Genomic DNA, 13,686 nt, shown 5'->3' on the forward strand with positions numbered 1-13,686 from the left:
TGCAGGCGTTCGATATGCATTGCTAAGGAGGTCACTGTGCGAATTCTTCTGGCCGTCGACGAATCCGAGAATTCCCATCGTGCGGTGAGTTACGTCGGGTCCCTTCTTCATCGAACCCCGGATGTCACCGTGACCATTTTTCACGTGCTCAAACCGATGCCTCGTGAGCTGCTCGAACATGGAGGATCGGAAAATCCTGCTGAAGAATTACAACTCGGCCGGCAGTTGCGTCAGGACCAGCAAGCCTGGATTCAGAAAGAAGGGGAGTCAGAGTCCCAGGTCCTGAACAGGGCATGCGAAACGTTGACGCAAGGCGGTTTCGATCGAAGCCGGGTGACGTTGAAGACGGGGCATGAAGATGATATCGCCAGAAACATCCTCGAAGAGGCACGAAACGGAAAGCATGAGACTATCGTGGTGGGGCGGCATGGAACGTCACGGATGAAACGCCTGTTCGGTGGCGGCGTGACCGATCAATTACTGCGGGATGCGAAGGGATTTGCCATCTGGGTCATAGAGTGAGAAGGCAGGTTTATTTATCGGCATCGCTGACCGTGCTCATATATGGGAGAGCTGGTGACCGGCCCGGACTTATGGGCTTCAGCCTACGGAGGGATTTTCGCTGCAATCAGACTCTCGGGTGCAAAACGGAACAGTCTTTTCGTGCAACTCCTTGGCGTAATAAGCGATCAGATCACATTCGTCTTCGGACAGCTCGCCGGTCTGTAATACCAGACCAAGCAGTCGTTCAGAGTACCGCACAAAATCCTGTACTTCGGCTCGTACCGACATATATTCCTTTCAGGCCCGGCTCAGTGCATGAATCGTCAGAGCAAGGTCGTTGAGTTTGGCGATCGCGTGGTGCCGCTGCTCAGACGTGGCCACGCGATCGATGGCAAGGATCAGGCCGGCGGTCTGCTGGCGCAGTTGTTCAATTTGCAGGAGAAATGTCGGGTCGGCGTACTTCTCCTGATCGACCAACCATTCTGATAGACGTTCCTGTATGCGAGGATCGCTTCTCTGTTCAACGATCGCAACCAGCTGGCTGTTGCGACTCGATTGATGCGCATACCAAGCCGGCAGGGTGTCAGGCAAATCCATCGACAGGCGGATGATAATCTGTTCCTGTTCTCTTGTGAGGGAGCCCAGCCAGTCTTTTGCGATGGAGACTAGTTTTTCAGCACGCTTGACTTGCCGTGCCTGTGCACCATCGCGGAGAAGCGCTTCTTCACGAGACAGTCGTTGGTGCAGCGATCTCCGCAGACGGGGAATCTGTTGATCGTTGACCAGTCGGATGAATTCACCGCCGTCGCCTGCGAAACGGGTAAAGAGGTCTGTTTTGAGTTGGTCGAATTGAGCAAATCCCCATGCGATGTCGTCTCGCGTCAGTCCACGCCGGATGCGATCCTCCACTTGAAGCAAGAGGGATTCGTAACGAGGCAGGGCTTCGTGCCGATGGCGGTCCAAAATAGATTCGAGTCGTGAAGAGACAAATTTCTTTTGCGATTTTGACAGATCGAAATATCCGTCCAGCTGCTGAGTGAGAAGCCAGCCCGCATGGTTATACAGCAGCGAGGTCGCACAACCGGTGAGGCCGAGGAAGACAAGCGCGATGAGAATGAAATTCCAGACCTTGATAGACCGACGCATCATCATGGTGATCATGGCTAATTCAGAAGAACAGGCGAGCAACTGCCCACGTTAAATACCCTACCATACGGCTAGGCGAGGGAATAGGTGCACGAATGCTTTTTTGAGTTTCAGATTCCTCAGGTCCGCATGGCAGTCAGGGCTTCGACAAAAGCGACACAGTTCACAGGCGCATGCAGACGTTTTGTTCCCTCGAAATAGTCACGAGGCACCCCCATGAATGGCGTTTGGCTGCGTTTGTTGCGGCGTAGAGATTGCAGAGTTCTGATCTGAAGGATAGCGGCCTATCAGTGAAGCGTTGTTCTAGCAGGATGTTGAAAAAGTCGCTCATGTTACCCGCCCGCCCGGACGTGGCAAGACACGCCTTCACCAGGCTGCGTTCTCGCGGGGCACTTTCGCCTCACCATCTCAGCGGCGTTCACAGTCGTGCCGTGCCTTATTCGGCACGGCGTGAACCTCAGAGGCTCAGCGTACGGCCCGGGTAAGAGCGGCTTGAGCCGCTCGGGGCGGGCGGGTGAGACCTGGGAAAACGACTGTCCCCACAGTCGGTGGGCGGGCGGGTGAGAATGGATACGCTTCGCCTCAAGACACTGGGCGCTCACCGGCTCGCGCCCGTCCGCAACCGTGACGCTCATTATTCTTCGCGTCGCAGACCTCGCTGCGGCTTTGCCCGCGGAACGGCGCGTCGCGGGATAACGATTGCAAAGCAATCGATAGGTGGGAGGGTGGAAATGGAATCGCCGGGGCTGGATGGGTGAGAACAATGGCCTTTTTGAACATCCTGTGAGGAGCAAATCGGTAAAGAGCGCTGCGGAGACGGATACCGATGCCAGTTCTGCTTTTGATCACCGTTCTGATTGCGGGTTGGCCCTCGCTGGTGTCTGCCGAGTGGTATGTCGCAGGTCAATTTGGAGGCAATTTTGCCGACCAAGTGCAGGCCGTGCGCGGGACCGGGGCATTGCAGGGGTTGAGTGCTCCCGATTTCGACCTCAAGAACAGTTACGCCTATGGAGGAAAGATCGGCTATTACGCCGGTCACTTTATTCTCGGCGGTGAATTGGATGTGCTCTACAGCAACCCTCACATCAAGAACCTCGATAATATTCCGGGTGTGCATCTGGGCGTGACGAACATTGGGCTGAACGTGCTGCTTCGGTATCCCGGAGCGACGTATCAACCGTACATCGGCGCAGGACCGGCTGTGATTGTCAGCCGGTTGAGTCAGTCCGCCACTACCCAGTCGGATTCGGACACGACGGTAGGAGTGAACCTGTTAGCCGGAGTCCGCGCGTTCGTGACGTCGAATGTGGCGGTGTTCACTGAATATAAATATACGATGGCCACGCTCCGTCTTACAGATGCGTTTGGTCATGACAGCGGATTTCACGGCGACTACCGTGTTCAGCAATGGGTCGTCGGGTTGTCGTACCATTTCTGAAAAAGGGCACATGCGAACGCATGTCTTCCAGTCGGTTTCGATTCTGATCACCGCGGCCATGCTCACGGCCTGCGCGCAGTCGGCTCATCAACTCGAGCGAAAGGGCATCGGGAGCGAAGGACTGATGGAAGGGTCACCCGCTTCAGAGAGCAGGGTCGATGCGGATGCTTCAGAGCAAGCATCGCTGTTCGCCCAATTGAGGGCGGCGCCCACCGAGTTCCTTGGACGAACCGTGACGATCTCAGGGATTGTCTTGAACGCAAAACGGCTGGAAGGGTTTACGGAACTGGAAATTCTACAACTGCCAGCCGATGCGGGAGTGCCTTCGGCAGGGGATCGTCGCCGGTCTCTGGGACGGTTTCTCGCCAGACAATCATCATTCCTCGACCCCGCCACTCTTGGTGGCGATCCTCTCGTGACTGTCACAGGTGTCGTGGAAGGGGAACTTCAACGTCCGCTGAATGAAGGTGCCGACAACTATCTCTATCCGATTGTAACGGTAAGAGAACTCAAAGTGTGGCCGAGGGGTCTGTCGAGATCATCGGCTCCGTTCTCGGCCCAGAGATATCCGCGTCCGTACCAAGATCTGTATGCGGAGCCTGAGCCTTCATCCTTTGGGTGGCTCGGCTCATTCTTGCAGGGATTGGTTCAGTCCTTGTCGTTCGGCGGGTATGGCGGAGGCTATGGCGGGTACGGAGGTTATAACGGCTATGGCGGATATCGCGGCTACCGGGACTATTACTATCATGGAGGGCCGTATGGGTTCTCACCACTGCCAGCACCGCCCGCATCTCCGCCGCCTTCACCCCCAGCCGATGCTCCTCCACAATTCCAGAAACCTCACTGATCGCGTTCAGAAACCTCACCCGGTTTGAACGGGGAAAGTGCCTCATGTTTATGTAGACCTGCGGTTGATGAAGCAACAAGCTTGGCGTAGGCTTGCCTCCCATGTCGGGCTTGGCATTAAAGGTTCCACCTGTTCTGCTCGTCTTTGTCGTGGCCGGTCTCATGTGGTTTGCGAAGACCATCTGGCCTGAACTCAATTTTAAGTTTCCTGGCCGTACACTGCTGTCGGTCGGCGTCACCCTCATCGGCGCGGCTGTGATCGTGTCGGCGTACGTGTCATTTCAGAGAGTGGGAACCACCGTCAATCCAATGAAGCCTGAATCATCATCCGCTTTGGTACGTTCTGGTATCTACGCATGGAGCCGCAATCCGATGTATGTAGGCTTTCTTCTGATTCTCATTGCCTGGGCCCTACTGTTGTCCAATGCGACGGCATTCGTGTTTTTGCCCGGATTTCTTCTTTACATGAATCGTTTTCAAATAGAGCCTGAAGAAAGAGCACTCTTTTCAACATTCGGGCAGCACTTCACCGCTTACGCCGCACGTGTTCGCCGTTGGATATAGTGCGACGTGTCTCCCCGCTTGACGCCAGCCTGTTCCCGGCGTAGCCTCCCGCCGTCGTTCCAGCTATGACGGAGGCGCATCGATGGAAGACTGGCCGTACCGACTGTTGGCATTTGTTGGGTTTTTTGTGATTGCGTTCGTTTCCTGGCTGACGGGCCGGCGTGGCCGATTGAATTGGAGGACCATTGCCGGAAGCGTGGCACTTGCTTGGGGGCTTGGGCTTGTCACGTTCTGGTTCCCAGGATCACGCTGGATTCTCAGCGTGGTCAACGACGTCGTTGTGGCGATGTTGGCCGCTTCTCAAAAGGGGTCGCTGTTTCTGCTCGGACCTCTTGCTCTGGGGCCCGGTCAGACGCTGCTCGATGGAACGGCCTCCATAGGATTCATCCTCGCTGCGCAGGCACTGCCTGCGGTGGTGTTCTTTGCGTCTGTCATGTCGGGACTTTATTATCTCGGAGTCATGCAGGCTGTTGTGAGAGTGTTTGCCAGATTATTTTATCGGACGATGGGGTTATCCGGAGCGGAAGCGCTCTCCGGAGCGGCCAACATCTTTGTCGGCATCGAGGCCGGTTTGATCGTCCAGCCTTTTCTTGCCGCCATGACCGGCTCTGAACTCGTGTTCGTATTGACCTGCATGATGGCGACGGTGGCCAGCACCGTTATGGGTATTTATGTCGGGGCGCTGCACCATGTCGTGCCGCAGATTGCCGGCCATTTAATCTCTGCATCGGTCATTGCCATTCCCTGCGCCGTACTGGCCAGCAAACTCGCCTTCCCGGAAACCGAACACCCGGCAACACTCGGCGGCATTCCGATCGAGGCTGGGGCCACCAGGGCGGACCGATCGGAAATGAGTGCTGCCGATGCTCCGTCCAACCTCATAGTGTCATTGATCGAGGGTGCAGGGCAGGGGGTAAGAATGGCGGTGGGGATTGCGACACTGCTAATCGTGTTCCTCGGATTGGAAGCCCTGCTGGATCTCGCTCTCGGTCAACTGCCTTTTTGGGGAGGAACGCCGCTCTCGGTCGCGCGAGTCTTTGCCTGGCTGACCTGGCCCTTCACGATTCTTTTGGGCCTTCGTCCGGACGAATGGAGTGCCGGGGCGGACCTGTTGGGTTCTCGCTTCGTGGAGACGGAAGTGTCGGCCTATTTCAGGCTTGCCGCCCTCCAGTCGGCTTCCCCGCCGGCATTTTCCACACGGTCGCTGACGACCATGACCTATGCACTGTGCGGGTTCGTGCATTTTGCAAGCATGGGGATTTTTGTGGGCGGCATTGCCGCTCTGGTGCCAGGCCGGGCTAAGGATTTATCGATCTTGGGCTTTCGCGCTCTGTGGACGGCGTTCCTCACCACTTTAATGACTGGATGCATAGCCGGAGTCTTAGCGGCTTTCTAGCATCTTCTCCAGTTATCCCCATCAAAGAGTATGGGGGTCCAGTTGAGTGCAAAAGGCAATTTGCAGAAGAACTCACGGAGCGAATAGAAATTTGCTTCAAACCCGATACTCTTCCGGTCTAAATACCTCCTTAATGACTTTTGGCAGTTTCCAGTTGGCGCAATACAACCCAGTCCGTATCAGGCCCTGGCTTACACAGGAGCTACAGTTCCGCCATGCGGCGGGCCTCAGAGAAAAAACTGTGCGGGGTGGAATTCCTTTCCTAGCGACCACGCCACATTTCTCTTTGCCATTGTGATCGGGTTGCTGTTTGTGTCGCGGCCTTTGGGCATCCTGCCCTTGCGCACGCTCTCATGATCGGTTCGTTTCCACGGGTTGCATTATCTGTCGGATATTCTTGGCGGCGCGGTATTGGGAGGAGGAGTGGCCTATCTCCTGTGTTCGAACGAGAAGGCGTTGAAATACGTCGGAAGGCTGACGAGTAAATGGGAATGCGCCATGCCGGGAGTGTTTTATGCCGCCATGTTCATTCTGACGACCAGATGACATACCTCTTTTATGATGCTCATGAAGGCGCCAAATTCATCTACGAACTGATCCATGGAGTCGGGTCGAAACTCCTACAGTAGAACCTGGCGCAACAATCTGCCGGTCAGTTGCCTATGTGGTCGAGCGGGTTGCACTCGCGCTCAGTCGCATGAGAGTCACCACTAATCATTCCCCCGGTCCTTGACCTGTTCCGTTCCTGAGCGTAGATTTTCCGCCATGAAGAGAGATCAGTGGCTGTATGGACTTGCCCTCGTGTCCGGCATCCTGGTCTGGATCGTGGTGGCTTCGATCTCCGGTAAAGGCGAAGCCTGGGATTCGGAGACGTATTTCACGGTAGGTATTCCTGTTCTTTGTCTGGTGGCTGGGGCGCTAGCCTATGTCGAACCGGAACGGGCCTGGCGTTGGGGGCTCATTCCTCAGATCGGACAGGGCGTGTCCATGCTGGCGAGCCAGGAGATCGGCAATCTGTTTCCGCTTGGACTCGTAGCATTGGGGATATTCGCCATTCCGGCCGTCGTGACGGCCAAACTCGCCGCTGTGCTTTCACAGCGATAGACGGACGCCCGCGCGAGCGCGCTTTCCTTCTTTCTTCGTTGTTCCCGCCTTGGTAAGCTGCCAACTCCGGATTAACCGCAACGGCAACTGACTCCATGACCGTACCATTCCGACCGCGATTTTCGGTGTTCGAAATGCTGGGGATCGTCTGTCTCCTCGTGCTCGCGCTTCTACTGACTGTCGTGGCGTATCTGCAGACCCCTCATGCATTTCGTCATGTTCTGGTTCCGCTTGTGCAGCGCATCACGGGAGCGGCGATCGATGCGCGGAGCGGGGCCTTATATCTCCGGGGTCAACTGGAGATGGGCGGGTTTGCCTTTGTGGACGCTGATTCGGGCTTGGCATTGACAGCGGAGCGTGTCCATCTTCGCCTATCGCCATGGACCCTGATCAAGGAGCCGTTACCCGTGATCGAGGAATTGCAGATACAGGGCGCGGAGGTCCGGATGAGGCTGGATCAGAGATCAGGAAAGGAATCGGGCGACGTTCAAAAATCAGAACCGGTGACAAGCCGACCGTTCCATTTTCCCGTTGTGATTGAAAGGGCCAGATTAGATGATTCGACGGTGATCATTGAAACGAATAGCCGACGGCTGAGCGGTCGCATCGTCTCTGCATTGGAGCACATTGGTCCCGGCCGGACCGGTTCTATCTCGGTACGAGCCGGTCTCCTCATCGAGCAGGAAAACAGCCAGGACTTGTCCGGTACGATCGATTTGGGAATGTCCGTGGACGTGACGAGCGATGGATCGTTCAGATGGGAAGGGACCAACAAGGCATTCGTCCGCAAAGGCCCGGGAGGGCTGGAGCCAACAGGTACCGACGTTTTTGGAATTCGGCAGGCTCTGGCAGGACACTATCAAGGGAGTATCTCGCGCCTGAACGGTTCTTCCGAGCTTGCGCTGACGAGAGGAAAAATCCCGCTCGGCACCGCCAGCCTGGCATGGAATGTCGACGGGTCCGCCAGGGCAACCATAGCCGATGGATCGCTCACATTGAGCGAAGTCACGCCTGATGCGTTGAATCTCTGGCTGGCTGAACATGAGGGACTGCAGTTACAGGCAGATTCGATTGGCGCGGAGTTCATTGGACGCCTGGAAGGCGCGAAGACTTCCGTTCGCGGTCAGGCCAAAGGAATTGCGGTTCGTCTGCTATCGACGGACGGAAAGACCGGTCCACCCGTCGATGTCGTGTTCCAGGAGGATGGCTGGTTCGACTCTGCGACGGACGATCTCGGCATCCAGCTACTCTCGCTGACCATCAGCGAAGGAGCCAGAATCGTCGCGACAGGCGAATTGGATCGCCCGACGGTCCTCAATCTCGCGCCCCGCGACCACGAGGTCACAATGGAAGGCCAGGAGGATCGGTCCGTCTGGTCTGTGAAGTTAATCTCTTCCAGGATTCAGGATCTTCGCCCGTGGGCGACGCTGTTTGGGCCTGATCCGTTCAAAGGCGTGACGGCTGGGACAGTGCAAGGCGCGATGTCGATTTCGATGCGAGAACATGGCATGACCATGGATGCCTCCGGGCAACTGCGATCGACGGGAGTTCTGGTGCAGAGTGAAGCCAAAGGGGGAGTGATTGGGCCGCTCGAAATGCTCGCCGATGTGAAGGCGAAGCTGACCGGACTGTCCGTCGTAGATCTACAATCGATCCGCGTGACGACTCACCTCAACAATCAAACTGTGGCCGTCTTGCAGGCGACCGGAGGGTGGCAGTTATCCGCTGAAACGGGACTGAGTGGTTTGGACGGCTCGCTGGACCTGACCGGATTACCGGGTGAGGCGCTGAACCCGCTTGTGGGTCTCTGGAGTCGGGTGAAGGTCGGCCGTGCGCGGATCGACGGCCATGCGGCGCTCAAAATGAATCGCGTGCGTGCGAGTTGGGAGGTAAGGTTACAGAACAAAGGCCTTCATCTTCTATTGCCCGACAGTGATGGAAACGTCCCTCCGTTAGATCTGACCGTTTCACATAGCGGAGAATTTGTGAGGGATGAGCGGACCGTCCGTCTGAATCAATTGCTTATCAACGTATTCGAAGAGAAGCGCTCGGTGGCGGCGCTGTCCTTGGACCATCCGCTGACCATGCATCTGCTCGCGACAAAAGCCGGTCATGCCAATGGGCCAACGGATCCGATCACACTAGGATTGCGGATCAACCGGCTGTCCATCGGATACTTGCGTCCCTGGATCGAGCTGGGTGGAGGACAACCCATTCGATGGCTCCGGACCGGCGTGATAGATGCCGATCTCAAGGCGCGGTTCATCGACGTTGATGATATTGCCCTTGCCGGAAGGTTGGACCTGGATCGAATATCGTTCGCGAATGTCGATCATGCAGTCCCGCCCATGGTGTTCAGTACGGACATCCGCGGCTCCATTGCACGACGGTCAAAAGTTACGGTGGAGTCGTGGACGGCGCGAGTGCGCGGGGAGAATCAAGTACTCGGCCACACCCGTCTGTCCGGAACCGCCGATTCTGGCGGCTCAAGCGATGTCGTTTTGGAAATCGCATCCCAGAATATGGCTGAATTATTGGAACGATTGGGGTTGTTGACTGAACGCCAGTACGGTCTGATCTCCGGTGGTCACCTTGCCGGCAATGTTCGGGTCGTCACCGCCGGCCCCGGTCGACCGTTTACTGCACAGGGAACGCTGCGCGGCACCGACTTGAGCATCCGGATGGGCGGGGACCAACGTATGACACGGTCGCTCAACGTAACAGCCGACGTGGAAGTCGATCCGGGAAGACATGTCGCGGAGATCAAACGGGGTGAGATCGACGTCCATGCCGGTGAACGTGACGCGGGACGGTTTTCCATTAGCGGGCGTTGGCCGGTGAATGCAGAAGAAGATAACGCACAGACCGGAAGTATCGAGGTGGCGGTCCAGGAATGGGACGGAGGAGCTGTCGCGGACTTTTTCAACCTCTTGCCCGGCCGCGCGTCCGGTCCGTTGCTCGTCACCGGGGCGGTCAAGATAAGTCGCACGACGGGAGGCAAGAGCCTGACGGTGCAGGGATCGGAGACAATCGGTCCGATCACCGTGGAGGTCGCAAGCGGGAAGCGAACCTCTGCCACCATGATGATCAAGCACAATGTGGGGTTTCATGGCGACGAGATCCGGGTGTCGGACCTGTCGCTCGATGCGAAGCGTCTCGATGGCCTCCCGGACAAAGCCACCATGAGTGGAAGTATTCGAAAAGGGGCGAACCGTGGTGCGCACCTGCGCGGTCATGTCGAATCACTCGATGTCGACTGGTATACGGGACTTTTGACTGAACGCGAGGATCGCGGTCACCCGCGGACTGCTGAGCGGTCGAAGAGGACGCACGAAGATCCAGACATGACCGATGCGCTGGATGTGGACATTGATCTTGCCGTAGGCACCATTCTGTACCGGAATCTGGAGATCGGTTCAGGCAGATTGGCCGTCAAGAGCGATGATACGGGACTGCATGCGATGTTGGATCCGACTGGGATTGCCGGAGGATCTGTTCAGGGCACCGTGACTCTTGTCGAGAAGCACGGCTTGCAGGATATCGGATGGGACGTGAAAGGTAACGCCCTTGATCTCGGCGTGCTCATCAAGGCCATCCTTTCCGAGCAGGAGCCACGGATTATAGGACGGGGCAGGTTCACGACCATTGGCCATGGCCAGGGACAAGGGGAACGACTGAGGAAAAGCCTGACCGGCACGGCCACGGTGGACGTCGAGGACGGGAAATTCGTCCATTCGCCCGCCCTTGAATTCCTCGCCGAAAAGACCAACATCAGTGATTTCAAAGGACTGGGATTTCGCACCATACACGGAGAGTTTAGAGCCGAGAACGGATGGATATATCTTGATCAGCTGAAGGCTGACGGCCCGTCCGTGGCGGTCCAAGCTGCCGGCAAGATTGGATTGGACGGCCGCGTCGACGCGTTCTTGGAGCCTCAAGTCGGGCCCCAGTTCTCCGAACACGTCAAGATCCCGTGTCTCGATCAGTTCACCAAGACAGCTGAAGGGTTTACCCGATTACCGGTGGCGGTTTCAGTCAAAGGCACGTTGGCCAAACCCTCTTTTGGAGCGGACGTGACATCCGCCAATCTGGTTGCACGGCAGACAAGCGCGGTCATCGGTACCGTTGCCGATGTCCTGACAGGCTGTCGCGGTGGTCAAGCTGCCCAAAAGGCCACAGAAAATGCGTTCAAGGCGGCAACCGATTCGGGCAAACAACTCTTCGATAAGATGCTCGGCGGGAAAAAAGAGCCGTGATTGCCGCCTCGACCCATAGTGTCAGGGCACCGACCCGGCCGAGTCAGCATGTGATCACTCTTTCAGATTGGACCGGTCTAACAAATCAGCGAGTCGTGCATTGGGATCACCGTACATGCCCTCGCGCGTGACCTGAACGATGGCCCGATGGAAGGGCTGGTTGGTTTGGGTGAGAATTTCAAGGCGTTTAGTCGCAATTTCCTCTTGCAACTGGGCGGTGAGCGTCTCCGACTCTTTTCTGGCACGCTCGACGGCGGCCGGATCTCCTTGTTCCTCGGCGAGTTTGATCTGTTGTTTGGACGTCTCGATTGCTGTGAACCGCGGATCGGCGAAGGCGCGCATCTCATGATCGAACCGTTGAACCCATCGTGATTCTTTCGACACCCTCGTCAGATCGACCCATGCTGTCATGGCAAACGTGACTTTGCGAACCGGCGACCGAAGCGGCCGGAGTGTCGCCGGATGGGTGCCGCGGTGTGTTGCGGCGGCGCCTTCCTTTGCTCGTGCGATACGCCCGAGCGAATGAGGATGGATCACGAAATAGAGGCCCGTCATGCTGCGCGGGACCTCAGTCGAGAGCCTCACGAGGGTTTCGACGCCCGTGTCGATGTCGAATCCTGCTTCATGGAGATAGGCTAATGCAAAGGCATCGGCCCGTTCCTCGTCCGACTGAGAAAAGACGGGAGACTGAGACCACGTGCGCGCCCACGATCCCCGGCCCTCAAAGCAGTGGGCCATTTCATGAGCGATGACAAATGCCAATTCGTCGTCATCGGAGAGAAATCTCACCATTCCCTCGAACAGTGCGATCGCATCGCCCGTACACCCGGCATCGATCCTGTCGCCTGCCACGCCCGCGTACATGAGAACGGGGATAATTGAAGGGCGGCTCAAACGGTCCTGCAGAGCCAGTCCAATGAAGTTCAATCGGTCCCGCTGTTCTTGGCGCCATGGCCGCAGCTTCTCGAGCAGCTCGTTGCGGGCTTGCTGCTCTTCAGGGGTGAGGAGCGGAGCGCAACCGATGATGCCGGCCACGACACATAGCGCATGGATGATGGTGAGGATCGCCAGCCGCATACGCCGGGACAGGCCGGCGAGGAAGGGAAAGCGCTCACCGGCGGGCATCGGTGACATCATCACTGCCGGATATCATCTGCAAGGTGTTGAACGTTTCGTCCAGCAAGGCGATGAGTCGCGCGGTCGGATCTTCCGGCGGAGGCTCGAGAGAAAGACGCAGTAGGCTTCGCTTGATCGCATTTGTCGAAGCCAGATCGACCACGCGTTCTCGGTCGGCAATCTCCCGCTCCAGTCGCATCACCGATGCCTGCACCTCGGCTGCAAGGGTCTCGGCGGCAAATCGGTCTTCAAGCCGTCCGTCGTTCTGCAGGCGGGCGAGCTCTTGTTCGATCGCTCGCCGGCGTTTTGCAAGAAACGTCTGATGGCCGTCACGCATCCATCTAAGAAATTTCGACTGTGCAGTGACGCCGGCGTGATCGAACCAAGCCGCCTCAGTGTGTAGTCTCGAAGAAGGAGGTATGCCGTTGCCTTCGTGGGCGGGATGGTTCTCCTTCTTCGAGCCGGCAACGACTTTTTTCGCTTGGACAAGGCGTTCGAAGGTTCCCGGGTGTGTGGAGAAATAACTTTTCCTATTGGTGTAGGGCAGTGCAGCGGCCTTGCGCTCCCACATCGTCACAGCCGCCTCCAGATTGAATCCTGCGAGGTCGAGAAATCTGAGTGCGTCGAGATCGGCTTCCCGTTCCTCTTCCTGATCAAACAGTTTGCTCCCCCAGAACGCCGCCATGTGAGAAAAGGGTTCGGCTTGTCGGGCACGGCGCTTATTCACATGCTCCCGCAGGCAATGTCCCAACTCGTGACCGATCACCGCGGCCAACTCATTGTCATCGGAAAGAAAGCGCACCATACCTTGCAGTACGCCCATTCTGTCGCCGTCGCAATAGGCGTTGATCTCGTTGCTCATGACCAGCGAGACCGGCACATAGCGTGGGATATGAGCAGGATCCTGCAAGGCCATGCTCAAGATGGATACTCGATAGAGTTGCTCGTTCGCAAGGGACTGCTGTCTCGCGTCGAGTTCGGCCAATATCTGAAGCTGGTTGCTGGACTGTGCCGGCGGTCTCTGAGCGCAGGACAGCATCGCGAAGGGCAGCACAATCAGGAGTAGCGCCATCATGATGGTTCAGGGAACGACGCCGGGCCTAACCCGTCGAGCGTCGGGCTCATGGAACCATGTATCTTCCTGCTTATCCAGGAAAGTCTGAAAAGGATGTGTCACAGATTTCTTCGAAGTTCCGGCCGATGTCGTCGGAATCCATCTCCGCGCACAATTTATGAGCACCGCACATCCGTTAGCATCGACTTGTGCTGTTGAAGAGATCCATCACGGAGTGGGCTGGAGACGCACGAATGTGGCC

Annotated in this window: 11 protein-coding genes; 8 read left to right on the forward strand and 3 right to left on the reverse strand. The window is 57.0% G+C overall.

The genetic code is table 11. The features are described 5' to 3' along the window. The first annotated feature begins 36 nt into the window (after positions 1-36). Positions 37-522 (forward strand): universal stress protein, encoded by a 486-nt coding sequence (locus W02_RS00430; RefSeq protein ID WP_173043718.1) that lies wholly within the window; start codon positions 37-39, stop codon positions 520-522. Between the two features lie 279 nt (positions 523-801). Here the strand turns inward: W02_RS00430 and W02_RS00435 are convergent, their stop codons facing one another. Further along, on the reverse strand, positions 802-1,665 hold the full coding sequence (locus W02_RS00435) for a DUF6279 family lipoprotein (RefSeq protein WP_173043720.1): 864 nt from the start codon (positions 1,663-1,665) through the stop codon (positions 802-804). Between the two features lie 811 nt (positions 1,666-2,476). Between W02_RS00435 and W02_RS00440 the strand changes: the two genes are divergently transcribed. The 7 genes from W02_RS00440 to W02_RS00465 all read left to right on the forward strand — a co-directional run bounded on the left by W02_RS00440 (position 2,477) and on the right by W02_RS00465 (position 11,254). After that, positions 2,477-3,088 (forward strand): outer membrane protein, encoded by a 612-nt coding sequence (locus W02_RS00440; RefSeq protein ID WP_173043722.1) that lies wholly within the window; start codon positions 2,477-2,479, stop codon positions 3,086-3,088. A 10-nt stretch (positions 3,089-3,098) separates the two neighbouring features. Beyond that, the gene (locus W02_RS00445; RefSeq protein ID WP_173043724.1) at positions 3,099-3,935 is read left to right on the forward strand and encodes a Slp family lipoprotein; all 837 of its coding nucleotides are present in this window, start codon (positions 3,099-3,101) and stop codon (positions 3,933-3,935) included. A gap of 101 nt (positions 3,936-4,036) precedes the next feature. Then, a complete protein-coding gene (locus W02_RS00450) occupies positions 4,037-4,498 on the forward strand; it encodes an isoprenylcysteine carboxylmethyltransferase family protein (RefSeq protein ID WP_173043726.1) in 462 nt (153 codons plus the stop codon). 82 nt (positions 4,499-4,580) lie between these two features. Next, the gene (locus W02_RS00455) at positions 4,581-5,894 is read left to right on the forward strand and encodes a NupC/NupG family nucleoside CNT transporter (RefSeq protein WP_173043728.1); all 1,314 of its coding nucleotides are present in this window, start codon (positions 4,581-4,583) and stop codon (positions 5,892-5,894) included. Between the two features lie 423 nt (positions 5,895-6,317). After that, positions 6,318-6,440, forward strand: coding sequence for a hypothetical protein (locus W02_RS21710; RefSeq protein ID WP_255458548.1), 123 nt, complete (start codon positions 6,318-6,320; stop codon positions 6,438-6,440). A 219-nt stretch (positions 6,441-6,659) separates the two neighbouring features. Beyond that, the gene (locus W02_RS00460; RefSeq protein WP_173043730.1) at positions 6,660-6,998 is read left to right on the forward strand and encodes a hypothetical protein; all 339 of its coding nucleotides are present in this window, start codon (positions 6,660-6,662) and stop codon (positions 6,996-6,998) included. Between the two features lie 95 nt (positions 6,999-7,093). Next, a complete protein-coding gene (locus W02_RS00465) occupies positions 7,094-11,254 on the forward strand; it encodes an AsmA-like C-terminal region-containing protein (protein ID WP_173043732.1) in 4,161 nt (1,386 codons plus the stop codon). A gap of 54 nt (positions 11,255-11,308) precedes the next feature. Here W02_RS00465 and W02_RS00470 read toward each other — a convergent pair whose 3' ends face one another. Next, positions 11,309-12,391, reverse strand: coding sequence for a M48 family metalloprotease (locus W02_RS00470; RefSeq protein ID WP_232068750.1), 1,083 nt, complete (start codon positions 12,389-12,391; stop codon positions 11,309-11,311). Next, positions 12,366-13,445: a M48 family metalloprotease gene (locus W02_RS00475; protein ID WP_173043736.1), complete on the reverse strand. Its 1,080-nt coding sequence runs from the start codon at positions 13,443-13,445 to the stop codon at positions 12,366-12,368. The genes W02_RS00470 and W02_RS00475 overlap by 26 nt, the downstream gene beginning before the upstream one ends. Positions 13,446-13,686 lie beyond the last annotated feature (241 nt).

This window comes from Nitrospira sp. KM1, from assembly GCF_011405515.1.
Classification (GTDB): domain Bacteria; phylum Nitrospirota; class Nitrospiria; order Nitrospirales; family Nitrospiraceae; genus Nitrospira_C.